The organism is Desulfosarcina sp. (genome assembly GCF_046496365.1).
Taxonomy (GTDB): Bacteria; Desulfobacterota; Desulfobacteria; order Desulfobacterales; family Desulfosarcinaceae; genus Desulfosarcina.
Map to the genome: position 1 here is coordinate 1 of NZ_JAWOHB010000083.1, position 24,177 is coordinate 24,177.

Annotated in this window: 27 protein-coding genes and 1 pseudogene; 20 read left to right on the forward strand and 8 right to left on the reverse strand. The window is 55.4% G+C overall.

The features are described 5' to 3' along the window. Positions 1-146: 146 nt before the first annotated feature. The 3 genes from R6V78_RS06825 to R6V78_RS06835 are packed head-to-tail and all read right to left on the reverse strand — an operon-like array spanning position 147 to position 2,900. Positions 147-392 carry a hypothetical protein gene (locus R6V78_RS06825; RefSeq protein ID WP_410288590.1) on the reverse strand — a complete coding sequence of 82 codons (246 nt, stop codon included), beginning with the start codon at positions 390-392 and terminating at the stop codon, positions 147-149. Continuing rightward, on the reverse strand, positions 389-1,648 hold the full coding sequence (locus R6V78_RS06830; RefSeq protein WP_410288591.1) for a DUF1365 family protein: 1,260 nt from the start codon (positions 1,646-1,648) through the stop codon (positions 389-391). The genes R6V78_RS06825 and R6V78_RS06830 overlap by 4 nt, the downstream gene beginning before the upstream one ends. Further along, positions 1,638-2,900, reverse strand: coding sequence for an NAD(P)/FAD-dependent oxidoreductase (locus R6V78_RS06835; RefSeq protein WP_410288592.1), 1,263 nt, complete (start codon positions 2,898-2,900; stop codon positions 1,638-1,640). The genes R6V78_RS06830 and R6V78_RS06835 overlap by 11 nt, the downstream gene beginning before the upstream one ends. Positions 2,901-3,972: 1,072 nt before the next feature. On the opposite strand from R6V78_RS06835, the gene tsoA reads away from it, so the two are divergent. The 5 genes and pseudogenes from tsoA to R6V78_RS06860 form a co-directional block, all read left to right on the forward strand. Continuing rightward, on the forward strand, positions 3,973-4,422 hold the full coding sequence (gene tsoA, locus R6V78_RS06840) for an LULAXC motif selenoprotein TsoA (RefSeq protein WP_410288593.1): 450 nt from the start codon (positions 3,973-3,975) through the stop codon (positions 4,420-4,422). A 76-nt stretch (positions 4,423-4,498) separates the two neighbouring features. Beyond that, positions 4,499-4,705, forward strand: a complete 207-nt coding sequence (locus R6V78_RS06845) for a DsrE family protein (protein ID WP_410288594.1) — start codon at positions 4,499-4,501, stop codon at positions 4,703-4,705. Between the two features lie 158 nt (positions 4,706-4,863). Beyond that, positions 4,864-5,052, forward strand: coding sequence for a hypothetical protein (locus R6V78_RS06850; RefSeq protein ID WP_410288595.1), 189 nt, complete (start codon positions 4,864-4,866; stop codon positions 5,050-5,052). Between the two features lie 201 nt (positions 5,053-5,253). After that, entirely contained in the window at positions 5,254-5,586 is a 333-nt protein-coding gene (locus R6V78_RS06855; protein WP_410288596.1) for a DsrE family protein, read from the forward strand. Between the two features lie 185 nt (positions 5,587-5,771). Next, positions 5,772-6,083, forward strand: a pseudogene (locus tag R6V78_RS06860) (sterol desaturase family protein); the annotation flags it as partial. A gap of 103 nt (positions 6,084-6,186) precedes the next feature. Here R6V78_RS06860 and R6V78_RS06865 read toward each other — a convergent pair. The 5 genes from R6V78_RS06865 to R6V78_RS06885 form a co-directional block, all read right to left on the reverse strand. Beyond that, positions 6,187-6,456, reverse strand: a complete 270-nt coding sequence (locus R6V78_RS06865) for a hypothetical protein (RefSeq protein WP_410288615.1) — start codon at positions 6,454-6,456, stop codon at positions 6,187-6,189. Then, a complete protein-coding gene (locus R6V78_RS06870; RefSeq protein ID WP_410288613.1) occupies positions 6,447-6,566 on the reverse strand; it encodes a hypothetical protein in 120 nt (39 codons plus the stop codon). Before R6V78_RS06870 ends, R6V78_RS06865 begins: the two co-directional genes overlap by 10 nt. Beyond that, entirely contained in the window at positions 6,512-6,934 is a 423-nt protein-coding gene (locus tag R6V78_RS06875; RefSeq protein ID WP_410288616.1) for a hypothetical protein, read from the reverse strand. Before R6V78_RS06875 ends, R6V78_RS06870 begins: the two co-directional genes overlap by 55 nt. Then, the gene (locus R6V78_RS06880) at positions 6,931-7,125 is read right to left on the reverse strand and encodes a hypothetical protein (RefSeq protein ID WP_410288597.1); all 195 of its coding nucleotides are present in this window, start codon (positions 7,123-7,125) and stop codon (positions 6,931-6,933) included. Before R6V78_RS06880 ends, R6V78_RS06875 begins: the two co-directional genes overlap by 4 nt. 680 nt (positions 7,126-7,805) lie before the next feature. Then, a complete protein-coding gene (locus R6V78_RS06885; RefSeq protein ID WP_410288598.1) occupies positions 7,806-8,972 on the reverse strand; it encodes an aminotransferase class I/II-fold pyridoxal phosphate-dependent enzyme in 1,167 nt (388 codons plus the stop codon). A 333-nt stretch (positions 8,973-9,305) separates the two neighbouring features. On the opposite strand from R6V78_RS06885, the gene purM reads away from it, so the two are divergent. From purM to R6V78_RS06960, 15 genes are all read left to right on the forward strand, one after another. Then, the gene (purM, locus tag R6V78_RS06890) at positions 9,306-10,352 is read left to right on the forward strand and encodes a phosphoribosylformylglycinamidine cyclo-ligase (RefSeq protein WP_410288599.1); all 1,047 of its coding nucleotides are present in this window, start codon (positions 9,306-9,308) and stop codon (positions 10,350-10,352) included. 348 nt (positions 10,353-10,700) lie between these two features. Further along, on the forward strand, positions 10,701-11,711 hold the full coding sequence (gene tsaD, locus R6V78_RS06895) for a tRNA (adenosine(37)-N6)-threonylcarbamoyltransferase complex transferase subunit TsaD (RefSeq protein ID WP_410288600.1): 1,011 nt from the start codon (positions 10,701-10,703) through the stop codon (positions 11,709-11,711). 394 nt (positions 11,712-12,105) lie between these two features. Continuing rightward, positions 12,106-12,936: an IclR family transcriptional regulator gene (locus R6V78_RS06900; protein ID WP_410288601.1), complete on the forward strand. Its 831-nt coding sequence runs from the start codon at positions 12,106-12,108 to the stop codon at positions 12,934-12,936. Next, positions 12,933-13,784: a 3-methyl-2-oxobutanoate hydroxymethyltransferase gene (gene panB / locus R6V78_RS06905; RefSeq protein ID WP_410288602.1), complete on the forward strand. Its 852-nt coding sequence runs from the start codon at positions 12,933-12,935 to the stop codon at positions 13,782-13,784. Before R6V78_RS06900 ends, panB begins: the two co-directional genes overlap by 4 nt. Before the next feature lie 51 nt (positions 13,785-13,835). Then, on the forward strand, positions 13,836-14,786 hold the full coding sequence (locus R6V78_RS06910) for a hypothetical protein (protein ID WP_410288603.1): 951 nt from the start codon (positions 13,836-13,838) through the stop codon (positions 14,784-14,786). Between the two features lie 172 nt (positions 14,787-14,958). Next, positions 14,959-16,197 carry a Glu/Leu/Phe/Val family dehydrogenase gene (locus R6V78_RS06915; protein WP_410288604.1) on the forward strand — a complete coding sequence of 413 codons (1,239 nt, stop codon included), beginning with the start codon at positions 14,959-14,961 and terminating at the stop codon, positions 16,195-16,197. Between the two features lie 103 nt (positions 16,198-16,300). Further along, on the forward strand, positions 16,301-17,476 hold the full coding sequence (locus R6V78_RS06920; RefSeq protein WP_410288605.1) for a M24 family metallopeptidase: 1,176 nt from the start codon (positions 16,301-16,303) through the stop codon (positions 17,474-17,476). Continuing rightward, the gene (locus R6V78_RS06925; protein WP_410288606.1) at positions 17,473-18,204 is read left to right on the forward strand and encodes an aspartate/glutamate racemase family protein; all 732 of its coding nucleotides are present in this window, start codon (positions 17,473-17,475) and stop codon (positions 18,202-18,204) included. Before R6V78_RS06920 ends, R6V78_RS06925 begins: the two co-directional genes overlap by 4 nt. A gap of 44 nt (positions 18,205-18,248) precedes the next feature. After that, positions 18,249-19,433 (forward strand): M20 family metallopeptidase, encoded by a 1,185-nt coding sequence (locus R6V78_RS06930; protein ID WP_410288607.1) that lies wholly within the window; start codon positions 18,249-18,251, stop codon positions 19,431-19,433. A 97-nt stretch (positions 19,434-19,530) separates the two neighbouring features. Further along, positions 19,531-20,580, forward strand: coding sequence for a TRAP transporter substrate-binding protein DctP (gene dctP, locus R6V78_RS06935; protein ID WP_410288608.1), 1,050 nt, complete (start codon positions 19,531-19,533; stop codon positions 20,578-20,580). 76 nt (positions 20,581-20,656) lie between these two features. Further along, positions 20,657-21,241, forward strand: a complete 585-nt coding sequence (locus tag R6V78_RS06940; protein ID WP_410288609.1) for a TRAP transporter small permease — start codon at positions 20,657-20,659, stop codon at positions 21,239-21,241. After that, positions 21,238-22,527: a TRAP transporter large permease gene (locus tag R6V78_RS06945; protein WP_410288610.1), complete on the forward strand. Its 1,290-nt coding sequence runs from the start codon at positions 21,238-21,240 to the stop codon at positions 22,525-22,527. The genes R6V78_RS06940 and R6V78_RS06945 overlap by 4 nt, the downstream gene beginning before the upstream one ends. Positions 22,528-22,558: 31 nt before the next feature. Further along, on the forward strand, positions 22,559-23,557 hold the full coding sequence (locus R6V78_RS06950) for a pyridoxal-phosphate dependent enzyme (RefSeq protein ID WP_410288611.1): 999 nt from the start codon (positions 22,559-22,561) through the stop codon (positions 23,555-23,557). Between the two features lie 25 nt (positions 23,558-23,582). Further along, positions 23,583-23,960, forward strand: coding sequence for a RidA family protein (locus tag R6V78_RS06955; protein ID WP_410288612.1), 378 nt, complete (start codon positions 23,583-23,585; stop codon positions 23,958-23,960). 79 nt (positions 23,961-24,039) lie between these two features. After that, positions 24,040-24,177: aminopeptidase P family N-terminal domain-containing protein (locus R6V78_RS06960; protein ID WP_410288614.1), on the forward strand; the 138-nt coding region annotated here is incomplete at its 3' end.

The window sequence follows — 24,177 nt, forward strand, 5'->3', positions numbered from 1 at the left end:
TTCCTCAGGACGCTGGCAACGTCTCGTCGCGAGCGTCGCCGGTGGCGAGGGAAGGAGCCCCATGGGCCCCCCTTCGCGTAGCCCACTTCTGGCGGAAGAGCCCCTTCGCCCTCACCGACCCGCCCGCGGAGGATTAGCTCGGCGCGCTAGACCTCGAGGACGAGCCCCTCGGCGGCGGCGATGACCTCGAGCCCGCTCCCTGCGGCCAGCTCACGCGCATGCTCGAGTTGCTGGTCGATCTCGGGATCGGGATGGTTGGCGTCGTAGTGGAACAGGACCAGCCTCTCGACCGAGGCCGCGAGGGCGATTCTGACCGCCGCGGCAGTTTCGCTGTGCCCCCAGCCCCGGAAGCGATCGTACTCGCTGGAAAAAAACTGGGCGTCGTGGATCAAGACCCGGGCCCCTTTTGCCGCCTGGACGAGGGGCGCGTCGAGGCTATGGAGTCATCCAGAAAGGTCTGGAAAAAAGCATTGGACAGATCGTAGTGACGCCGGATGTTGCGGTGGCTCCCGGTCAATGTGTTGGCGCGCGTCAAAAAACGCAATTTCTCCAGCGCCTTTATCAGTAGCCCTTCCTTGAAATCACCATCTTTGACTGATTGGCGGTTACGGATAAAAAAGCCCAGAACCGAAGGAATATCGTCTGTATCCCATTCATCGAACATGAAGGCTTCACCCAGGCCGATATCCGAGCCCATTACCGCCCTCGAAAAAAAACGGTAGTCGTTGATCGTCATATGGGCCTGGTGTTGACGGTCCTGTTCACCGAATTCGACATGCGAACCGTCCGGCAAGGTTATGCGCAGCCGACCGCGGGTTGCCTGGGCCAGGTGATCAAGGATCAATTTCATGCAGTAGCGCTGGATCGCTGTGGGCGGCAGCCGCCCAATGGTCATGGGGCTGCGGGGCACCGGCTTGCTGAAGAAGTCGAGCTTGCGGATGAAAAACAATTTAAAGGCTTCCCGATAGATCCTGGAAATGGTCAAGTGGGGCCATATGGGGTGTCGGAGCACTGTTTTCATATGATTGAACGGGGTCAGCGGCAACGGGTCTCCCTGCAGGCGAGCCCGCAGGATATGTTCTCCCTGGCGGTGCAGGTCGATGCAGATGTCCAGTTTTTCCCGGATGTCGGCGAAAGTGAACCGGTAGGTCCCCTCCATGTTGTTGAACGGCGACACATGAAAGACTTTGTCCGCTTGAAAACGGGCCGGAAACGCGCCTTTTTCCTGCAGGTTGTCCGAGAGCACGTAAACATGTTTTTCACCGAAGGTGTTGTTGACCTCGGTCAGGGCAGCCAGCAATCGGCCGCTGCGGGAAAAACAGAAATAAAAACTCGCCGGGTTGAAGACATAGCCCAGCAGTCTCGGCGATGTTACCAGAACGATCCGATCCACATCGTCTGTCGATACATGTGCGGATACATGCTCGAGCACCTTGCGACGGATACTGAGCGATTGTCGTCCCAGATAGTCGCGATCATAAACGGAAACCGGCCGCAGGCGGTTGTATCCGAACAGGGGGAGCCATTGATCCAACGCCTCCAGCTCCGCCAGATCCAGCGCATACAGATAAAGCTTGTAGGTCAGCCGATGACTGGTCGGTTGAAATCGTTCGTGCTCTACGATCCCGGTATATAGTTTAGAATTCATGCCTAACTCCCATGGCGGCAGCGGCCTGAACGCCGGAACGGGCCGCATCTTCATGAAAGCCATACCCGAAATAGCTGCCGCAGAAAAAGGTGTTGCGCACGCCGTTCAGGTCGGGAAGCTCGGGCTGAGTCCTGAGGCTCTCGAAGGTAAAAACGGGATGCATATAGGTCATCTGGGCAATGACCTTCGCTTCGGCGATTGGCCTGAACGGATTCAAGGTAACCAGGTATTGATTCCGGGTGTTCAGCCGTTGGAGGCGGTTCATATGGTAGGTCAGGGTTATCGGTGAGCCGCTGTCTGACCGGTTTCCTCGGATGATATTCCACGAGGCCCAGGCTTTGGGGTTTGACGGCATCCAGGCGAGGTCCGTGTGCAGGTACGTTTGATTGGTGCTGTATCGCCAGGCACCCAACAGGCGGCGTTCATCGTCGGACGGGTCGGCCAGCAGCTGGCAGGCCTCATCCGCATGGGTGGCAATCACCACGCGGTCAACCGTCTGCGTCGAGCCGTCGGCATTTTTCAGGATTACGCTATCGGTGCTGCGTTGAATGGACACAATATCGGCTCTGGTAAATACTTCGCCCTGGAATTGATCGAGAAACGCCTTGACATAAGTGTGGCTACCGCCGGCCACATAGTACCATTGCGGATGGCGGTGGATGGTCAGCAAGCCGTGATTGTCAAAAAAGCGTGCGAAGGTGAGCATGGGAAACCGTTCCACCTCCACGTCGGGTGCTGACCAGATGGCCGCCACCATGGGGAATAGATACTGCTCCCTGAAGCGAGCGGAAAATCTAAATCGACGCAAAAACTGACCGAGGGTAAGATTTTCCAGCATTCCTTTTTTCAAATTGCGCAGCACCAAGCGATTAAACAGGAGAATTTCAGCCAGCATGGACCAATAACCGGGGTCTAAGAGGTTGCGGCGCTGGGCGAAGAGGCTGTTGAAATTACTGCTGGCGTACTGGAAGCCGCTTTTCTCATTGAAATAGCCAAAGGACATGTCGCTTTTGCGGATGGAAACGCCAAGCTTGCGGAATAAACGGTTCAGTATGGGATAGGTGCGATCATTGAAGACGATGAACCCGGTATCCACCGGCGTTCCGGTATCCGGACCGTCGGGTATCGTAATGGTGTGGGTATGACCGCCCACATAATCGTTTTTTTCATAGAGCGAGACCTGATGATCTCGTTGAAGAAGATAGGCGGCGGTGATACCCGCTACACCTGCACCGACAATTGCAATGCGCATTTTAGGTGTCCTCCTAAAATTATTCATCCACTTTCTTCATCATCAAGATTATCCAAAATTGTCAAGATTTCGGAGTTGAGCGCTCATCAAAGGTTCAGCGACACTCGCGACGACAATGATTTCCTTGTTTGAATTTGACTCGGTGAGGTAGGCCATACTCCATTCTACGAATTTCAACACTAACAATTTTACGAATATTATTCACATCAATGTGTAAATAGTTACAAATATTTATGAAACTTGTAAAAGATTCAGAATCGTCTTCTGCTATCTAATACAGGGCTTGTGTTTTGTAAATTTCGCAATCGCTATGGGTAGGCATAAATATTTCTTTGAGCGCAAGAGTTAAAATTGCAACGAAAATAGCCCGTTATGCAGGTATACGACTGCGAAAAGGTCGTTTTCATCCCATCGATCATGGCCACCGCTCGGCAGATCCGGTTATTTTTTTTCGTCCGGTCGCTGCCGGTCCATAGAGTGGATACCATGCGATTGGCGAAGGTGGGTGCAAGAATCGTTTATCATGCTCCGTGTTGGTTTGGAATCAATCCTGCAATCGCACCCATCGTATTATTTTCTCACATCAAAATAAGCGCTTCATTCAAGAACACCTGCCAGAACCGCCTTGAGGTAGTTCATGCAGAGGTTTTCCCAGCCGGCCAGGGCCTCGACGGCGATGATATTGGCCATCATCATTCTTGTCCAGCGGGTTCATGATCGCCCCATCCAGCCCCTTGGCGATGGCAATGGTCATGAAGGTCTGGTCCATGAACTTGCGCGCCGGCAGGCCGTGGCTGATGTTGCTCAGTCCACAGCCCGTGTAAATCCACAAGTGCGCCATAACAGGGTTTCATAGGCAAGAATGCTCGGGCAGCATGGCTGGGCGAGTTGCAATCACCATTTCTTTTTTCCAGCGCTATTCTTGCGATGCGAGGATTGCTTCGCTACATTTGCCGGCTCGTTTTTATGGTGTTTGCCTGGTATCAGAAGTACTGCAAATCCTGAGCGATGTGGCGACGGACCTTTTGTCCGGCAGGAAAATGTTTTGAAGGAAAAGGAGTAAGTCAGCCGTATGGATACGCTTTTTGAGATCATTACCCACATGGCGCCCGAAGAGGCCCTGTCGGAAATCACCAGGGTCCTGGGAACCCTCTTGCAGGACCTGGATAGTGACGCGCGTGAACGTTTTCTGATGACGCTTATCGGGCAGTCAGAAGACGACAAAATTTCCGGCATGGTGCATTTGTGACTGGCCGAGTGCATGGGCGAAGGTGTCGACCCAACACAGATGTGTCAACGCCTGGTGGATAAAGTCGCGCGGTCCAAACAACTTTTGGCGATTGCCGATCCCGACCTGTTGGTGCTTTTCGAGGATTGGATGGAGGAGCTGGAGTTGGAAGCACAGACACTGATCAAAACGCACGGCCCATTGGACGAAAGGTCGCTGGCCGACAGGCTGGGCTTGTCCCGGAGAGGGGCGATGTTTCTACTTTCAAAGCTTGAAAAAAGGGGAGCTGACTGAGCTGAAAATGAGCAGATCTGATGACATTTCTGCGGCAAAAGAATCTTTGTTTAAACCGACGACAACTGGAGGGATTATGTCGCAAATCACCCTGGTGCTCGGATCGCCGCCATATGGCGGCCAGGATGTGGATACCGTGCTGGGGATCGCCCGGGCGGCCTTGGAAAAAGGCCACCCCGTCACGGTAGTGGGCTCGGGAGACAGCACATATGGCTTTTTGAAAGGCCAGCACGCCTCGGGAGCGCCCAGTGCCGAAAAAGGATTCGCCGACCTGATTGCCTAGGGTGCCCGGGTGGACTTGTGAGGCACGTGTTTCAGCTTCCGCGGTCTGCGGAAAGAGCAGTTTATCGAAGGCGCTAATCCCGGCACGCTCAAAAGCCTGTTCAAAATTTTGGGTGAGACCGACGTGTTGCTCAGTGTCGGTCCGTAAAGGAGGATGTGATGACCAAGGATATCCTGATTGTAATTCGCAAGGAGCCCTACGGCGGATTTCAACCAGCCGAGGGGTTGCGGCACGTCAACGGAGCCATTTCCCTGGGGTTTCGGCCCATCGTGGTGCTGGTCGATGACGGTGTTTATCTGGCCCAGGCTGATCAGGACCCCGGTCAAAGCCCCTGGCTTTCGCTGTGAGGCACCCTGGAGGAGATCATTGCGCGGGGGCTCTACGAAAAAAAGGACGCACCGGCCGTATTTTACGTTGAAAAGGAGTCACTTGCGGAGCGCGGGCTTGATCCAGAGGAATTGGTTGAAGACCTGGAGCCGGTCGATCATTGGCAAATCTCAGAGCCGATGACCGCTAACAACCTCCAGCTCATATTTTAGGGGGAGATCATGAAGATCGCCATCTTGCTGAAAAGCGGACCGTGCACGGACGAAGCCAGTCGCGCACTGAAAACGGCCGACGACATGCTGGCCCTGGGCCATAGCGTCAATTTGTATCTGCTGCAGGAAGCGGTGCGTTTCTGCCGGCCACGCGCAACATGCCCCGATTCAGGAAAGCTTAAGGAACTGACTGAGAAAAACCTGCGGGTATACGTGCTGACCCGTGATGCCGAATTGCGCGGCATCGACGGATCCTCAGCCGGTCCAGCGATATCGGACGGATCTTACGAAGCATTGGTGGACCTGATGACGACCTGTGACCGGGTCGTCGGCATTCTGTGAACTCTTTCCGAGGACGGCTTTATTTAACTGACCCGTTAGCAGTAAATGATTGCCTGCGCTTCTTGACACGGCTTGCTGAGTTATTTGTTCTCTTCATTTATCGGTCTGAAAAAAAGGAAAACGAATGAACAACAGGTTGTCAATATTTACATCGGTACCGGCCTTGCTGTTTACTATTATTTTTTTCCATGTTCGACCACAGCAACATCGGGCTGCCGCTAAATGTGCACCGGGTGCTTCGACTGCTTGTGGTGACACCGGACATGCACCGGGTCCACCACTCGGTCATCATCCGCGAAACCAACAGCAATTACGGGTTCAACCTGTCCTGGTGGGGTCACCTGTTCGGCACCCACAAGGGCCAGCCTGCAAAAGGTCACACGGATGTGGTGATCGGCCTTTCCCAATTTCGGGATCCCGGAAAGCTTTCCCTGCCGCGCCTCCTGATCCTGCCGTTCGTGGACGATCCCGGACGGGTGCCCATCAACCGGCATTGATGCGTGCGGTCGTCGTTTCAAACGCCGGCATGATGAGCGTCGAAAAGCAACCCGACAGATCCCGCCCCCGATAGAACGCCGGCTTCCACCCTTTGGCGTTTGCTTAACGGGGCGCCGGGATCCCCAAAAAGCGCGCTGCAACCTCGCCGAAACTTAAACCCCATCTTTTCAAAGAGAGTCGAGTTCCTTTAACTGTGCGAAACCATGCGTGAGCATACACGGGATCTTCATTGCCTTTGCGGATATAGGCTCTGCCCCAAGGGCTGTCGGCCGGAACGGCTCCGAGGACCAACTTGCCGTTTTCAGGGAAACCGCGGGCGCATTTCCGAAGCGCTTTTTCCGGGTTTTCGAGAAAAGACGACATCAGCGCCATGAACACGCCGTCAAATACATGATGATTCCAACGTCGAGCAGCGTCACTATGCCCCCTATGATGTCATAGGCGTCCGGTGCGATGTTGTCGATTTTCCATCCCCACGGCATCGAAAGCACGATGAAGACCCCGCCATAGGCGGCGTAGACCCGGCCGAAATGGTAGCGCCTCTATCTAGGGCCGACAGATCTCCTCCAAACGTGGCGGTAATCGTATTGTGGGTGTTATTCACGAAATTGACGGATAGCAATCCGGCGCCGAGCAGTTCGCGGAACGAGCACCACACATCCTCCGAAGGCACCACGATGGGCAGAGTCACAGTCATATAGCGACGGATCAGGTCAGCGATGGCCTGGTCTGGGACCCGGCCATCGTCGTCCACGAGACGGTCCACATGCAGGCTGTAATATTTTTCGAAAAAGGCAATTCCCTGGCCCACCCATCGTCGGTCGCGATCATCTATCGACACTTGTTTCATGGTAAACCTGAAGTGAGCGCCTTGATTTCACCCTGCAGCCGATCACGCTCATCTTCCAGATCGATTAGCGCGGCCATGAAACCCGGTTTGATACCGTGAGCCGGCATGCGCTGCAGGGTATCAGCAAGATCTGTTTCCACCTGATCCAGCCGTTTACGCAATGCTTCGATGGTAAATAGTTTATTTTTCATGACACTATCATTGCAAATCTTGTGAAACCTACCTTTGATTGAAGTCAAATTTGATGGTTCCGTAAAAAGTCGAAATTTCAGGTTTATTGTCATCCTCGCGAAGGCGGGGATCCATAAGATTCAGATAGTTATAGACTCCCGCCTCCGCGAGAGTGACACTGTTTGTGACTTTTTACGGGTTCATCAAATTTGATAAATAACAGTTTCGGAGCTCAAAAAAATCAATATCGTGCCCATTGAAGAGCCCAACAAGCTTTGTGGAGTCTGAGCTGTGATTATATTGAATGACCAAAAGGAGTCGATGCAATTTAAACTGGGCAGATACATATAGCCAATTCAAATGTACTTTATCGACGGATGACAGATACCTTCTGTTCCCTGGAAGGAATTAAACCGCCAGGAAAAGACGGTCATATACAACATATAGTGCCGGACCATTTTTGCTGAATATTGCAGGATAGTCGCTTCTATCCCAAGCGCCGCCAGTTCCTACGCCGGTACAGATACCAATACCTAATCCACCGTTTGCCGCCGGTGATAATACAGGAATACTGATATATTTGGTCAACACAATTGGAAACATATCATTTGGAATCTAACCAGTACGACCTTTAATCATCCAACGTACAGATTACCTCAAATAAGCCCGAGCGCCATCAGCGTCTACCCCAAGGTGACCCCTATAAGACTTTGCGAATGCCGCGAACGGCCTGATTAATGCGCATGTTGTTTTCGATGAGGGCAAAACGCACAAAATCGTCGCCGTATTCACCGAAGCCAAGACCCGGCGACACGGCCACCTGGGCCTCGCGGATCAAAAACTTGGAAAACTCAACGGATCCCATCTTGCGATACTGCTCGGGAATTCTGGCCCAGACGAACATGGTGCCCTTGGGACTTTCTATCTCCCAACCGACCCGGGAAAGGCCTGCAATCAGGGCGTCACGCCTGGATTTATAGGTCTCCCGGATCTCGGCCACGCAATCCTGGGGGCCATTTAAGGCAATGATGGAGGCAATCTGGATGGGTTGGAAAATCCCGTAATCCAGGTAGCTCTTGATCCGCTTTAAGGCGAAGATGGTTTCGGGGTTGCCCACACAAAAGCCCACCCGCCAGCCGGCCATGGAATAGCTTTTGGACATGGAGAAAAATTCCACGCCCACCTCCCTGGCGCCTCTTGCCTGCAGAAAGCTGGGGGCCTGGTATCCGTCGAAGGTCAAATCGGCGTAGGCGAAATCATGGATGACCATGATGTCGTTGGCCTTGGCGAAGTCCACCACCCGCTGGAAGAAATCCAGGTCGACCACCTCGGTGGTGGGGTTGTGAGGATAGCTGAGCACCAGCACCTTGGGCCGGGGCCAGGTCTGTTTGGTGGCCTGGATCAGGTTTTCGAAAAAGTCCTGATCCGGGCCTGCCGGTATTCCCCTCACGTCGCCCCCGGATATGATGGCGGAGTATGGGTGGATCGGATAGGTGGGGTTGGGGACGAGTACCACATCGCCGGGCCGAATCGTCACCAGGATCAGGTGGGAAAGCCCCTCTTTCACACCGATGGTGACGATGGCCTCTCGGTCGGGGTCTATATCCACATCGTAGCGGCGCTTATACCAGTCGCTGATGGCCATGCGCAGTTTGGTGATGCCCATGGAGGCCGAATAGCGGTGGTTCCGGGAGTTCTGGGATGCTTCGACCAGCTTGTCCACAATGTGCTGAGGGGTGCCGATATCCGGATTCCCCATGCCCAGATCGATAATGTCCTCTCCGACACGCCGCGCTTCCATCTTGATCTGATTGACGGTGGCAAACACATAGGGCGGCAAACGGTCCAACCTGGCAAAACGAGTCATGATGCATTCCTTATTCAGGATAGGTCTTCGCATATCGCACCGGCCGTCTCCACGAGGGTTCACCGGTGACAGGGAAACTATAGGAAATCTCCTCAATGTTGAAAACATCTATATTAGCTGCCCAAAATTGTCAAAAATTTATTGGCGCGTTGCATCGACTGGACATTCATGGTCCTTTGCCGTTGCGTCAAATGCCCTCCGCCCCATTCGGCGCTGACTCCGCAGCACCTTAATCCACCGACATCTCTGGAATTGGGTTTGACTTTTTAACGGTATCGGATTAATTCTGAGTGAATTTTTAAAACCAGCCGAGCAATGCCCAGGAGCGTTTGCATGAAGAAGAAACTGACCTACGCCGATGCCGGTGTCGACATCGACAAGGCGGATCACCTCGTCGACATCATTAAGAAAATCGCCAGGAAAACTCGCAGGACCGGCGTCATGGGCGAGATTGGGGGTTTCGGCGGACTGTTCTCTCTGAACACCGCCAACATGCAAAGCCCCGTACTGGTCAGTTCCACAGACGGCGTAGGCACCAAACTCAAGATCGCATTCCTCATGAACCGTCACGACACGGTGGGCATCGACCTGGTGGCCATGTGCGTAAACGACATTGCGGTCCAAGGTGCCCGACCCCTGTTTTTCCTGGATTACCTGGCCACCGGAAAACTGAAAACCGACACGGTCACAGACATCATCGAAGGGATCGGCGCAGGGTGTATACAGGCCGGTTGCGCCCTCATTGGCGGAGAGACCGCCGAGATGCCCGGCTTTTACCGTGACAACGAATACGATCTGGCCGGCTTCGCCGTGGGCATTGTCGACAACAACAGGATCGTGGACGGCTCGGAAATCCGGCCCGGCAATCTGCTCATCGGCATCGCCTCCTCCGGGCTTCACAGCAACGGCTATTCTCTGGTGCGCAAAATCTGCTTCGATGAACTGGGGTTAAGTGTGGACAGCCATGTCCCCGAGCTGGGCACAGCCTTGGGAGAAGCGTTGATCACCCCCACGCGGATCTATTCGGAAACCATCCAGTCACTGGTTCGGGACCTGCCTATTCAGGGACTGGCGCACATTACCGGCGGCGGCATCATGGACAACATCATCAGAGTCATTCCCCAGGCGTGCGGCATCACCATCAAAAAGGGTTCCTGGGATATCCCGCCCATCTTCCCTTTTCTACAGGCAGCCGGCAATGTGGACGAAAAGGAGATGATGCGGACCTTCAACAATGGTATTGGACTGGTAGCGGTGGTGCCCGAAGAAAACGCCCAGGAGGTTCTCAATCGGCTGACCGGCAGCGGCGAAAAAGCGTGGGTCATCGGCGCAGTCACCAAAATTCGGAAAAACGCCCGCAGCCGGGTTCAACTGGTCTGATATCGAAAGTCACCTATCGATAAGCACAGATTAAAATCCCGGTTCCGGGATCAGGATACGAGCAAGATAAGGTGTTTGAACAGACATGTGGAGAAAAATCACCGCACCGTTAACCCGGCTGCTGCAGTGGATCGCCAACGGTCAGAAAAACCAGCCGGTCTGCAAAACCTGATCGCCCGGCATCAAGCGCCCCGGTCCGGGGCCTGCCAGAAAGAACCAGCCCCGACGATAAGACAACCCGCCGCAGGTCATCGATTAAACCGGAACGGCGCCAGCCGGCGACCGCTGTCCCGGCTTTTTTGACAAATTCGGTCGGTGGCCGCCGGCGCTTAACAGATAAAAAAAATCATGATTGTACTGGGCATAGAATCATCCTGTGATGAAACTGCAGCGGCGGTGGTATGTGACGGCCAGCAGATACGCGCTTCCGTGGTTGCTTCTCAGGTGGCCGTTCACGGCCCTTATGGCGGCGTGGTACCTGAACTGGCATCCCGAAAACACATCGAGGCCATCGTCCCGGTTGTCAGCAGGGCTGTCGCCCAGGCCGGCATCACGGCAAAACAGATCGACGGCGTGGCCGTAACCCAGGGCCCCGGGCTGGTGGGGTCGCTGCTGGTCGGTTTCTCCTTCGCCAAAGGATTTGCTTACGGCCATGGTATTCCGTGGATTGGTGTGGATCACCTGGAGGGACATATCAATTCCGTTTTTCTGGAACCGGCCCCGCCCCCATTCCCCTTTGTGGCACTGCTGGTTTCCGGAGGCCACACCAGCATCTACCATGTGACTTCCCATCTTGGGTATCAACTCATGGGACAAACCCGCGATGATGCCGTCGGCGAAGCATATGACAAAGTGGCCAAGATGCTTGGACTGGGCTACCCCGGCGGATTGATAATTGACCGTTTGGCTGCCCAGGGTGACCCAGGCAAGGTGATCTTCACCCGCCCCTTTCTCGACAAGGCCCGGTTCGACTTTTCCTTCAGCGGAATCAAATCGGCGGTGGGCAGGCACATCCAGACTCACCCGCCAATCCGTCACGCGGATCAGGCCAATATCGCCGCCGCTTTCCAGGCGGCGGTGGTGGAGGTGCTTGCCTTCAAGATCATCCATGCGGCAAGGGAAAAAGGCTGCAGGCATTTGGCCGTGGTGGGGGGTGTGGCCGCCAACCGGGGTCTGCGAGAAGCCGTCGCCCAGGATGCTGCCAAGGCGCAGATCTCCGTCCATTTCCCCTCCCCTGCGCTTTGCGGGGACAACGCGGCCATGGTTGCCGCGGTGGGCTACCACCGGTTAAAAGCCGGCGAACGATCCGGTATGGACGACGATGTCTATTCCCGAGTGAAATCCAGGCCGGTCGATTGATCGCTGACCGCTGATAGCCACAAACCACTTCGACGTGATCACCTACCTTCCCCCACCATCGCGGGCCGGGTTAAACGCCCCTGGCCGTCCGCACGGGTAACCACAAACCCCATTTTTCCTCCGCCAAAATGGCCTATTTGATTGAATCCGCCCCGCGGAGAGCCGCGGGGCGGATTCACTGCAAGGATGAAGATCGATTCCCCGTTCGCTCGCCATCACGGTTCAGGCGAATGCCAACGACTGGAAATTTTGCCAAAGTCCTTGACAAGGTGCGTTCCTATTCGTTAGGTTAATTGTCACACATAAAGAGATGTCGTCACACATAGCGGTATCTTCTTGGACAGCCAAACACCAGGACCGAATGACGCGTTAACCCGGGTATAAGAGGCGCTTCATGCCATCAAAAGGTGAAAAATACTATTTTGTTGCCTCCCTGGCTAAGGGTTTGCGGATAGTGGAGCTGTTGGCCGCCAACAGGGAAATGTCCGCATCTAAAATTGCAGGGCACTTGAATACCAGCAGAGCGGCGAGCCACCGGTTTCTAACTACCTTGCGTGATTTGGGATATGTCGAGAAGACTGAAGAAGGTCGGTTCCGCCTGACATTCAAGATCGTCGAGCTGGGCATGCAAAAACTCGACGGTTTTGAGATCCGGCATACCGTACACCCTTTCTTGCAGGAAATGGCCTGCACATTTGGGGAGACGGTCAATCTGGGACATTGGGACGGAAACGCCATTGTGCATCTGGATAAGATCAACAGCACTGAAATTTTGAGACTGGACGTCGGGTTGGGCGCAATGGCCCCCGCTTATTGCACGGGGCTGGGCAAAGCGGTGCTGGCCTTTCTGCCTGATCTCGAACTCGAGGACTTTCTTGGTTCGGTAAAATGGGTTGCGATGTCTCCGAAAACAATTACCAACCCCGAGAAGTTGAAAGCCGAAATCAAGCAGATCCGGGAGCGCGGTTACGCCATTGATGATGAAGAGCTGAGCCTCGGACTGCGCTGCGTTGCCGCGCCGGTGTTTGATTACAAGAACAGGCCGACCTATGCCTTGAGCGTGTCCGGTCCCACCCAACGGATGTCGGAAGAAAAAATACACGCGATCCAATTGAAATTGCTGCCACTGTGCCGGCAGATATCTCGAAAGATCGGCGCACCCGAAAACAGAACCAACAACTCGGTTAATCGTCAACCGAATCCCGAAGGAGGAAACGAACCATGAGCAGGAAAAAACTGACCCGTTTCGACCTCAAGAAAATGAAGCAGGACGACCAAAAGGCGGTTTGGATTACGGCATACGACTTCTGGACAGCCTCATTCGCCGAACAAGCCGGAATGGACATGATCCTGGTGGGTGATTCCCTGGGAATGTGTATTTACGGCTACAGCGGTACGGTCCCGGTGACCATGGATCAGTGCATCTGGCACAGTGAGGGGGTAAGACGCGGTGCACCCAACACATTCATTATCGGCGACATGCCGTTTTTGTCTTATCAAGTCAGTGTGGAAGAGGCTGTGCGCAATGCAGGACGGTTTCACAAGGAAGCCGGAGTGGACGCCATCAAACTGGAAGGCGGTGTCCGCGTATGTTCCCAGATACAAGCGATCGCCGACGGCGGGATGCTGGTCATGGGGCATATTGGCCTCACACCTCAGAGTTCAGGCCAGCAGGGTGGTTTCAAGGCCCAGGGACGAACTGCTGAGGCAGCCAGGGATGTCATCCAGGATGCCATGGCCATCCAGGCGGCCGGCGCTTTCGCGCTGCTGGTGGAAGCCGTGCCGCCGGAGGTCTGCGGAATTATCCGCGAAAAGCTGAGCATCCCGGTATACAGCATCGGTGCGGGGTGGGAAGCCGACGGACAGCTTATGATCTGCAGTGATGTTCTGGGTATTTTTCAGGCCTTCACTCCCAAATTCGTTAAGAAATATGAAAATCTGGGAGAGAAGACCGTCAACGCATTCAGACAATATGCCCAGGAAGCGCGCAGCGGGCAATTCCCGGGAGCGGAGCACGCATACAAAATGGTTGAGGGAGAACTTCCCAAACTCCAAAAGCTGTTAAACAAATAATGCACCAGCGGTACGCGTACATTTAACCAATTCAATATGATGGAGGTACCCATGTCTGAAGTGTTGAAAAGGATACGTGACTTCATGGAAAAAGAGGGCATCCCCGGTCGAGACGGATACGATCTGGCGGATTCGACCAAATCCTTTCCGGATGGCGCCCACTGGCGCATCGAAATCGCCGGCGTCGAACGGGCCACAACCATGCAAGCCATGATCGAAGAAGCCAAAAAACGAAATGTCATCGTTCACCGCGCCATCGCCACTGTCGGCGGATCAACCTACTGCGATTTCGAAGAACTCAAGGCCATGGCACGGATGGCCCGCGATGAAAAGATCGAATTGGTCATGGTGGTCGGCCATCGCAAGGGATGGGATGCGGGTGCCAAGGAGATGCCGACCCCGGAGGGCGGCATGCAGGGATTTCGCCTGAGGGGATCGGACAACATCTCCTACCATATTGCCGACATCATGAGAAACATCGAAGCCGGCGTGCGCGGATTTCTCGTTTATGACGAAGGCGTGTTGTTCATCCTCAACCGAATGCGCGCAGAAGGGCTGATTCCTGCCGAGACTATTTTTAAATTTTCCGTATTCGGTGGATATTGCAGTGCGGCCGGCGCCAAGGTGGTCGAATCCATGGGGGTCAACTCTTTCAATCCGCTTTCCGACGTTTCCCTGCCCATTTTGTCCTCCATCCGCAAGGCGGTGGACATCCCGCTGGACGTTTATGTGATCATCGTCGATGCCTTTGGCGGCATGTACAGGGCTTACGAGGCGCCGGAGATTGCCCGGGTCGCGGCGCCGGTCTACTTCAAGATCGAACCGGGGACCAGTGAAGGCGACATCTATAAACCCTGGGCCTTCGAGTCTTTTCATCAGGAGCTGGTGCGTGAGAAAGTCAAGGTGGCGCAGGTGATTCAGGAACTGATGACCCGCCATGCCCCGCAATTGAAGTCATCGGCGAAAGGACCGGCAGACCTGATCCTGCCGGTGGTCGATTAACACTTCCGGATCCGCCGTGGACGGGTCGAGCAAGCTGAACACGGGGGTGATTTTTACTCTTTCCGGCAACCCCCGGCCTTCGGCTTGAAGATCCGGGCGGCTGCGATTGAACTTACATTGGACCGGACTTCGCTTCCGGTCCGCGAACCACATATAATCTAAGGTGATCACCATGGACAATGTTTTTCAGGTAGCGATCAACACCCTCAATCATGCCGGAAAAATCGGCCGTATCGATAAACGGGTGATGGAAATTCTCCAGGCACCCAAGCGGATTCAGGAATTCCGTATCCCTTTGAAGCTCGAAAACGGCGGTTTTAAAGTCTTTCCCGCCTATCGCGTTCACTACTGCGATGCATTGGGGCCATGCCGCAACGGCACGCGCATCCGCCCCAACCTGACCCTCGACGAAATCAAGGCCCTGGGTCTGTTCATGACCATCAAGCACTGTGCGGCGGCCATCCCCGCCGGTGGGGCCAAGGGCGGCATTCAGGCCGATCCGGCCGAACTGACCACCAACGACATGGAGCGGCTGGTGCGGGCCTTCGTTCGCTCTTTGTCTCCGAAAGGCCCATGGGCGGACGTTCCCGGCGCCGACATCGGCACCGGTGAACAGGCCATGGCCTGGATGCTCGATGAATACGAGCAGATCACCGGAACCCACTGCCCGGCGGCCATCAACGATAAACCGGCCATTTTGGGTGGTTCGTTGGGCGGCGAAGAGGCCACCGGTCGCGGTGTATTCATCACCTTGAAAGCTGCGGCTGAAGATATGGGCCTGGCACTTTCCAAAAGCACCGCCGTCGTACAGGGTTTCGGTCAGGTCGGGTCGGCACTGGCGGGATTGCTCCATGCCGCAGGGGCTCGAATCGTGGCCGTGAGCGATGTGTTCGGTGGTGTCCGCAACACCCAGGGCATTGACATAACGGCCCTCAAGACGCACGTGGCCGAAACCGGTAAAGTGGTTGGCTTTCCCGGCACCGACCCGGTCACCAATGCGGATCTTTTTGGGCTGAACTGCGATATCATCGTGCCGGCCGCGGTGCAGAGTGTCATCCACAAAGGCAATGCCGCGGATGTGAAGGCCAAACTGATCGTCGAAGGCGCCAACGGCCCGGTGACCACCGAGGCCGACGAGATCCTGGCCGCCAAGGGAGTGGCCATCGTTCCCGATGTCGTGGCCAACAGCGGTGGCGCCACGGTCTGCCACTTCGAACGGACACAAGGGCTTTCCGACCAGTATTGGGACTTAAAGACCGTCAATGCAATGCTGGAAAAACGGATCCTTGCCGCTTACCGCGACGCCGCTGAAACCGCCCGGGCCCATGAGGGTTCGACCTTGCGAATCGGCACCTGGATCAGTGCATTGAAGAAAATTGAAAAAGCCATGCAATTGAGGGGCTGGGTGTGATTGAATCCTCCCCGCGGCTTGCCGCGGAAAGGATTCACCGTAAGGATGAAGATCGATTCCCCGTTCGCTATCGCGGGTCAACCGTTGTTTCCACGGAGGAGTTATGACGCTGTTTAAAAAAAGTGAATACCTTGAACGCCTTGACAAGACAAAGGCGCGCATGACCGAAGCCGGAATCGACGTGCTGGTGGCCTCGGATCCCGCCAATATGAACTATTTGACCGGATACGACGGCTGGTCTTTTTATGTTCCCCAATGTGTCGTGGTCAGTCTGGATGCGGATACACCACTGTGGATCGGGCGGAGGATGGACGTGGCCGGAGCACGGCACACCACCTTTCTGCCTGATTCTCAAATCATTGGATACCCGGAAAACTACATTCAGACCCTGGCGCGGCATCCTATGAATTACGTGGGAGATATGATTGCCGATCGCGGTTGGGGCAGGAAGACCGTTGGCGTAGAAATGGATGCCTATTACTTCACCGCCCGGGCCTATGCCGAGTTGCAGAAAAGCCTGCCCGATTCGCGCTTTGCCAACGCCGACCTGCTGGTCAACTGGGTCCGACTGGTCAAATCGGAGGCCGAGATCGCCCTGATGCGCGAGGCCGGCCAGATTGCCAACCGGGTAATGACCACGGCCATCGACCGTCTGGAACCGGGTGTGCGTGAGTGCGATGCCGTGGCGGCCGTTTACCAGGCTCAGGTGTCCGGGACCGAGGAATTCGGCGGGGACTACCCAGCCATCGTGCCCATGATGCCAACGGGTGAGAAGACCTCGGCACCCCACCTGACCTGGACCGATGCCCCATACGAAAGTGAGCAGATGGTCAACCTGGAATTGGCGGCCTGCCGGCATCGCTACCATTGCCCCATCGCGCGCACGGCCTATCTGGGCAAAAATCCCCCGGCAAAACTGGTTGAACTGGCCGCTCACACTGTGGAAGGGCTCAATCTCACCCTGGCGGCAATTAAGCCGGGCATGCGCGCCGAAGCGGTGGAACGCGTCTGGCGCAAACACATTGCCAAGGTCGGCCTGGAAAAGGAGTCGCGCATTGGCTACGCCATGGGCCTCAACTACCCGCCGGATTGGGGCGAGCACACCGCCAGTCTGCGACCCGGGGACCAGACCATTCTGGCACCCAACATGACCTTTCACATGATCCTGGGCATGTGGATGGACAACTATGGATTCGAATGCAGCGAATCATTCCGCGTCAGCGAAAACGGTTGCGAGACCTTCGCCGAAGTACCGCGCAAGCTGTTCGTCAAGCCATGATCTACCATGCCCGCAAAGGACAGACGAGCAGCGGGGAGGCCATCGGCATTCTCCTGTTGGATACGTCGGGGCCCTTCATCCCAGGGGATGTGGCCAACGCCACCACCTACCCCTTTCCGGTTCGCTTTCGCAAGGTAACGGGTTTCACGGTGGCGCGGGCTCTCGGCAAGGACCCCTCAGTCTACGATGAACTCAAGGCGGCAGCCCGGGAATTGATTGACCAAGGGGTTCGGGCCGTGACCGGCGACTGCGGGTTCATGGCCCTGCATCAGCAGCGCCTGGCCCGAGAACTTGGCATCCCCGTATTTTTGTCCAGTCTTCTGCAGATTCCCTTTATGCTTTCCATCCTGGGTGAGGAGAGCAAGGTCGGCGTGATCACCGCCGATGGCCGCAGCCTGGACGAATCGCTGCTGGCCGCCGTGGGGGTGGCGCATATCGATCGACTCGTGATCGAGGGACTGGAAGAACAGCCGCATTTCCATCGGTTTGCCATCCAGGAGGCGGGTACTCTGGACCCAGAACGAGTGGCTGCCGAAGTGGTGGGTGCCGGCCGGCACCTCATGGCACGGGACGCAACGGTCAAGGCCCTGCTACTGGAGTGCAGTCTGCTGCCACCCTACGCCTCGGCCCTGCAAGCCGCCGTCCAGGTGCCGGTTTTCGATTATATCACCATGATCAATTTCGTTTTCTCGGCGGTGGTAAAACGGTCCTATGACGGTTTTTTGTGAAATGGGGCCCCATGTCAAACCCAACAGGATTTCAGGATATGACCATGCAGATATCCGGCCGGATCGAACAATACCGCGATGAATTGATTACGCTGAGGCGCAGTTTTCACCAGCACCCCGAGTTGGGATTCGAAGAGCATCACACCGCCGAGGTGGTCGAATCTTATTTAAAAGACCTGGGGCTGACCACCCGGCGGGTGACGAAGACCGGGGTGGTGGCCCTTCTGGCTGGATCACGCCCCGGTCGGGTGCTGATGCTGCGGGCGGATATGGACGCGCTTCCGATCAATGAAGAAAATGACGTCGACTACCGGTCCCGAAACCCGGGGGTGATGCATGCCTGCGGCCACGACGCCCATATGGCCATGTTGCTGATCGCCGCCAAGGTGCTGTCACACAACAAAGACGCCTTCGCGGGAACCATCAAATTCGTATTTCAACCCAACGAGGAGATCGCCGGCGCACTGCGCATGATTGAGGAAGGGGTTCTTGAACACCCCACGGTCGATGCGGTGATGGGCATACATGTCTGGACGCCGGTGGAATCGGGAAAGATCGGTATAACCGCCGGTCCGGTCATGGGCGGGCTGGATGTGTTCAAAATGACCATTTTCGGCAAAGGCGGACATACCGGTGTGCCCGAGGATGCCGTCGACCCCGTGATCGCCGCAGCCAACCTGATCCAGACCGTGCAGATGATCCAGACCCGCGAGATCAGCAACCTGAAATCGACCATCATCATGTTCGGCAGGATTTCGGGAGGCACCAAGAGCAACATCATCCCGGACAAGGTTGACCTGGAAGGCTCCATCCGCTTTCTTTACAAGGGCGGACCTGACAGCATTGAACAGCCGACCGAAAGATTCCGGCGCATCGCCGAGCAGGTTTGTCAAACCCATCGCTGTACCTGCCGGATCGAAATCATCCACGAGAACATCCCCCTTATCAATCATTCCGGCCTGACGGAACTGGCCCGCCAGACCGCCGCAGAGGTATTCAAAGACAGAAATGCCGTCATCGACAACGTCACCATGGCCAGTGAGGATTTCTCGGAATTCAGCCAACGTGTGCCCGGGGTGTTTATGTTTCTAGGGGCCGGCAACGAGAAGAAAGGCACCACCTTACCCCATCACAACCCACGGTTCAACATCGATGAGGATGTGCTTTTAAACGGGGTCGCCATGCATGTACGCGGCGCCTTGAATTATCTCAGCATGAACGTAGTTTAAAGAAGGAGGTGATCGCAAAACCCTGTCCAGAACCTGAAATGGAAGTTAAACAGTTTACGGCTCGCCCCAAAGAGCCGCAGATGAAAGGAGTCCGACCATGAAAAAAAGCATTGTGCTGTTAACCGCCATTTTTATTCTCGTTCTTTCCGGCACCGCCATGGCCGCCGGTTACACCGGTCCGGCGATCAAGGCCAAACTGGCCTCCGAAGAGATTGAAGGCGACTTCATGACCGTCTGGGCGAGAAATTTTTCCGACCACATGAAAAAATGGTCCGACGGAAAAATCGATATTGAAGTCTACCCGTACGGCACCCTGGGAAATACTGGCGACATCAACGAGCTGGCTCAGATGGGCGTGGTTCAGTTCGTCTTTTCCGACCACGCCTGGATCAGCTCCTTTGTGCCCCAGGCCCAGGCGCTGGCGCTGAACTACATCTTCCCCACCGAAAAGGTGCCCGAAGTTCTCGGCTGGATGGCCGAAAACGGCGAGTTCCTTCCGCTGCTCGAAAAAGCTTTCCGCAAAAACGACCTCGTGCCGCTGGCGATCATGTTCGAAGGCTGGCAGTGGGTGAGCTCCAAAAAGGAGATCAAATCCCTGGAAGACATGCAGGGCCTCAAACTGCGTCTGATGTCTTCCAAACTGCTTGTCGAGGACTACAAGGCCTATGGGGCCAGCCCGACGCCCATGAGCTACGGTGAGGTTTACAGCGGCCTGCAGATGGGATTGATCGACGCTCAGGTCAACCCCCTGTTCGCCATTTACAGCATGAAATTCTATGAGGTGCAGGATTACCTTACCCAGCTGAAAAGCGAACCCTTTATCGGTATTCCAACCGCCAACCTGGCCTTTTTCGACAGCCTGACCCAAGAGGCCCAGGATGAAATGCGCAAGTTCTGGGTCAACGCCATCGTCCCTGCCGGCAACTGGATCACCGAGCGCAATGCCTCCGATCTAGAGAAAATGAAGCAGGCCAAGCCGGCCCTGAAAGTCAACGTTCTCGATGATGCAACCATTGCCAGATTCAAAGCGCAGGCCGAAACGGTCTATCCCCAATATCCCAAAATCGGGGGAGAAGGCGCCCAGGAGGTTTTGGATGCGCTGCTGAAAGACATCGCCAACGCCAAAAAAGCACTGGGCATCAAATAGTAAAATGACGCCTGCCTGCCGCGGCCTTCCCGGCTGCGGCAGGGCGCTATCATTCCAGCAAGTCGAGGTCAGACCCATGCAGACAGACAGTCGACCCCCGGTAAAAATTGGCCCCTTGCGAAAGTTAAACCGTGCCATCGGCAAAGTGGTTAATGCGATAGAGGTTGTCATCCTTGTTTTTTGCGTCGCCGCATTGGGAATGCTTCTGATCACCAATGTGATAGCGCGCACTTTTTTCCAGAGCATTTACTTTGCCGAGGAACTTTCCATGTTCCTGGTCATGCTGACGACGTTTACCGGCGTCAGTTATGGCGTCCGCAAGGCACGCCACATCCGCATGGGAGCCTTTCTGGATGCCATGCCCCCGAAAATGGAAAAGGTCTTTATCATCATCATCTCCCTGGTCAGCGCCGTCGTGATGGCGATTATGGCCTGGGCCTCCTGGGAATATTTGCTCAACGCCATGACCAAAGGACACATGACACCGGCACTCAGGATGCCGAAGTGGACTTTTTACGTGATCATTCCGATCGGCTTCGGGCTGGCCTGCATTCAATATATCCGGACAATCTTAAAAAATCTGATCGAGAAGGAGCCCTGGCAGTCCCCGGACCAGCAGAGCGAATACGAAGATGAACAGATCGGAGGAACGCAGATATGATCCTTTTCGCAATCAGTCTGGCGACCATGCTGCTGATCGGATTTCCTTTCATGGTGACCTTGCTGGGATCGCTGCTCTTGTACCTGTTTGTTTACATGCCGGATTTCGCACCCAGGATGATCGTCACCATGGTACAGCAGGTAATTGCAGGCGTGACCCCGCCGGCACTGGTGTGCGTTCCCATGTTCATCCTGTCGGCCAGCATCATCACCTCGGGTGAATCCGCCGGCCGCCTGATCCGCATGCTCAAGGTCTTCGTCGGTCATCTGCCCGGTGGCCTGGCCATCACCACCAATGCCGGCTGCACGCTTTTCGGGGCCGTGTCAGGGTCCACCCAGGCCACGGTTGCGGCCATCGGCGGCACCATGCGCCCCATGCTGCTGGAAGCGGGGTACAAAAGCGCATTTACCCTCGGGTTGATCATCAACGCCAGCGACATCGCTTTTTTGATCCCTCCCAGCATCGGGTTTATCGTCTACGGTGTGGCCACCAGCACCTCCATCGGCATGCTCTTTCTGGCCGGCATACTTCCCGGCCTGTTGATTCTGATTATGTTTTCGATCTACTGTTATGTCTATTCAAAGGTGAAAAAAATACCCACCCTTCCCAGAGCAGGCTGGAGCGAGCGGATGTCGGCGGTCAAGGAGGGATTGCCGGTCATGGGGTTTCCGGTAATCATCGTGGGCGGAATCTATGCGGGCATCTTGAGCCCCACCGAAGCCGCGGCAGCGGCGGTACTCTACTCACTCATTCTGGAGACCATCGTCTACCGAAGCCTGACCTTCGAACGCATCGTGGACGCATTCCTGCAGACCGGTGTGATCACCGGCGTGGTCTTCATTCTCGTGGGTGCCGGCCAGGCATTCTCCTTCCTGATCGGTTTCCTCCAGCTTCCGGCCAAGCTTTTGCCACCGCTTTTCGGAACGGACCCCTCGGTGTTGTACGTTATCGGCATCGTGGTCGTGGTTTACTTTGTGGCCTGCATGTTCGTGGACCCCATCGTGGCCATCTTCATTTTGAGTCCAGTTTTCCAGCCTTACGTGGTCGGCGCGGGCGTCGACCCCATTCTGCTGGGCACCCTGGTGACGCTTCAGGCGGCCATCGGTTCGGCCACGCCCCCTTTCGGGTGTGACATCTTCACGGCTCAGCTCATCTTTCGGCGGCCATATCTGGAGGTGATCGGCCATTCCCTGCCTTTTCTGCTGATTCTGGTCCTGGCCACGATCATCTTGATCGTCTTCCCGCAGATTGCCCTGTTCCTTCCGAACCTGGCCATGGGAAGTTGAAGCGGCGACCCCTTTGATGGAAGGAGGCACGATGTCCCGACACCTACCGACACTGCACGATGTCTATCGCGCCCATGTTCGAATAGCGCCCATGGTCGTCCAGACGCCGCTGTTGGCATCTGCCGATCTGGCGGAAAAAACCGGTGCCCGCAACGTTTTTTTGAAGCTGGAATGTTTGCAGGCAACCGGGTCCTTTAAAGTCAGAGGTGCGGCAAATAAAATTTTAAGTCTTAACGATGCGGAGAAGAAAAACGGTGTGATCACTTTTTCCACCGGCAATCATGGCAGGGCGGTGGCCCATGTGGCCGGAAAAACGGGTATCCACGCGGTGGTTTGCCTCTCGGAGCACGTCGCACCTTATCGGGCGGAAGCAATCCGCAAACTGGGGGCCGAGGTGGCGATAAAGGGCAAGTCCCAGGATGAGGCGGAGGAAAATTATTGCCGGCTGACCGCCGCCCGGGGTCATATCCCGGTGGTACCCTTTGACGATCCGATGATCATTGCCGGCCAGGGGACGATTGCACTCGAAATACTGTCCAGGCTTCCCAATGCCGACGTGTTGTTGATACCGCTTTCCGGTGGCGGCTTACTGGCAGGAATGGCCTTGGCGGCCAAAACCATCAATCCGGGTATTCATATTGTGGGAATTTCCATCGCACGGTCTCCGGCCATGCTGGAAAGCCTGAAAGCCGGCAGGCCCGTCGAGGTGGAGGAAAATGACTCCGTCGCCGATTCACTGCTGGGCGGTATCGGTCATGTCAATCGCTACACCCTGCAGCTGGTCAAAAACCATACCGACGAACACCTGGTGATTTCGGAAGCTGAAATCAAAAGCGGGATGTGCCACATTTTTGAAAATCATCGTTTGATCGTGGAAGGCGCGGCAGCCGTCGGCGTGGGTGCGTTAGTCAACCAACGGATCGATGTGAAAGGGAAAACGGTTGTCGCCCTGCTGTCCGGAAACAGTATCAATTCGAATGAATACATCTCCATTATCCGGAGTGGACGTGGCGATGCCGAAAAACAGTAATTGATGTCCACAACCAGGAGGTCCCATGCAAAAAGAGATCATTTACAGTGCGAAAGCACCGGAACCCGGCCCTTATTCCCAGGCGGTCAAATACGGCCATCTGGTTTTCGTTTCCGGGCAGACCTCGGACGACCCGATGACGCATGAGCCGATCAAGGATTCGATCGCATCCCAAACGGAGCGCATCCTCACCCATATCAAACACATTCTTGAGGCCGCCGGTTCAGACCTTGACAAAGTCCTGAAAGTCAATGTTTACCTGTCGGAATGGGAGCACAAACCAGAGATGAACATGGTTTACCGGAAATTTTTTCCACATGATCCGCCTGCCCGAATCGCAATGGCGGTAAAAGGACTGGATGCCGGATTGGATGTGGAGATCGATTGTATCGCGGGCTGCTGATTGACCGCAGGCTAACCCTCAAGGCCAGCGTTTTGCCTCCGCCGGCCACTATCGTTGACGATGGCTCGGAGAACGGAACATGGAGAAAAAATTGATCTTCCCCCAAAGCGAGTACGACCGCCGGATCCGGCGTGCCAAGGAAATGATGGATCGGCGTGGCATGGAAGCGATGCTGGTGGTCGATCCGGCCAACATGAATTATCTGACCGGCTACGAC

Bases quoted from the DNA above. Each gene is read 5' to 3' on its own strand.
- panB (WP_410288602.1), top strand. From the start codon at position 12,933: ATGAGCAGGAAAAAACTGACCCGTTTCGACCTCAAGAAAATGAAGCAG.
- R6V78_RS06930 (WP_410288607.1), top strand. From the start codon at position 18,249: ATGCAGATATCCGGCCGGATCGAACAATACCGCGATGAATTGATTACG.
- R6V78_RS06925 (WP_410288606.1), top strand. From the start codon at position 17,473: ATGATCTACCATGCCCGCAAAGGACAGACGAGCAGCGGGGAGGCCATC.
- R6V78_RS06945 (WP_410288610.1), top strand. From the start codon at position 21,238: ATGATCCTTTTCGCAATCAGTCTGGCGACCATGCTGCTGATCGGATTT.
- R6V78_RS06855 (WP_410288596.1), top strand. From the start codon at position 5,254: ATGAAGATCGCCATCTTGCTGAAAAGCGGACCGTGCACGGACGAAGCC.
- dctP (WP_410288608.1), top strand. From the start codon at position 19,531: ATGAAAAAAAGCATTGTGCTGTTAACCGCCATTTTTATTCTCGTTCTT.
- R6V78_RS06850 (WP_410288595.1), top strand. From the start codon at position 4,864: ATGACCAAGGATATCCTGATTGTAATTCGCAAGGAGCCCTACGGCGGA.
- R6V78_RS06845 (WP_410288594.1), top strand. From the start codon at position 4,499: ATGTCGCAAATCACCCTGGTGCTCGGATCGCCGCCATATGGCGGCCAG.
- R6V78_RS06870 (WP_410288613.1), bottom strand. From the start codon at position 6,566: ATGCCGTGGGGATGGAAAATCGACAACATCGCACCGGACGCCTATGAC.
- R6V78_RS06915 (WP_410288604.1), top strand. From the start codon at position 14,959: ATGGACAATGTTTTTCAGGTAGCGATCAACACCCTCAATCATGCCGGA.
- R6V78_RS06830 (WP_410288591.1), bottom strand. From the start codon at position 1,648: ATGAATTCTAAACTATATACCGGGATCGTAGAGCACGAACGATTTCAA.
- tsaD (WP_410288600.1), top strand. From the start codon at position 10,701: ATGATTGTACTGGGCATAGAATCATCCTGTGATGAAACTGCAGCGGCG.
- R6V78_RS06835 (WP_410288592.1), bottom strand. From the start codon at position 2,900: ATGCGCATTGCAATTGTCGGTGCAGGTGTAGCGGGTATCACCGCCGCC.
- R6V78_RS06940 (WP_410288609.1), top strand. From the start codon at position 20,657: ATGCAGACAGACAGTCGACCCCCGGTAAAAATTGGCCCCTTGCGAAAG.
- R6V78_RS06880 (WP_410288597.1), bottom strand. From the start codon at position 7,125: ATGAAAAATAAACTATTTACCATCGAAGCATTGCGTAAACGGCTGGAT.
- R6V78_RS06910 (WP_410288603.1), top strand. From the start codon at position 13,836: ATGTCTGAAGTGTTGAAAAGGATACGTGACTTCATGGAAAAAGAGGGC.
- R6V78_RS06900 (WP_410288601.1), top strand. From the start codon at position 12,106: ATGCCATCAAAAGGTGAAAAATACTATTTTGTTGCCTCCCTGGCTAAG.
- R6V78_RS06865 (WP_410288615.1), bottom strand. From the start codon at position 6,456: ATGGCGCTGATGTCGTCTTTTCTCGAAAACCCGGAAAAAGCGCTTCGG.
- R6V78_RS06875 (WP_410288616.1), bottom strand. From the start codon at position 6,934: ATGAAACAAGTGTCGATAGATGATCGCGACCGACGATGGGTGGGCCAG.
- R6V78_RS06950 (WP_410288611.1), top strand. From the start codon at position 22,559: ATGTCCCGACACCTACCGACACTGCACGATGTCTATCGCGCCCATGTT.
- R6V78_RS06955 (WP_410288612.1), top strand. From the start codon at position 23,583: ATGCAAAAAGAGATCATTTACAGTGCGAAAGCACCGGAACCCGGCCCT.
- purM (WP_410288599.1), top strand. From the start codon at position 9,306: ATGAAGAAGAAACTGACCTACGCCGATGCCGGTGTCGACATCGACAAG.
- R6V78_RS06885 (WP_410288598.1), bottom strand. From the start codon at position 8,972: ATGACTCGTTTTGCCAGGTTGGACCGTTTGCCGCCCTATGTGTTTGCC.
- R6V78_RS06920 (WP_410288605.1), top strand. From the start codon at position 16,301: ATGACGCTGTTTAAAAAAAGTGAATACCTTGAACGCCTTGACAAGACA.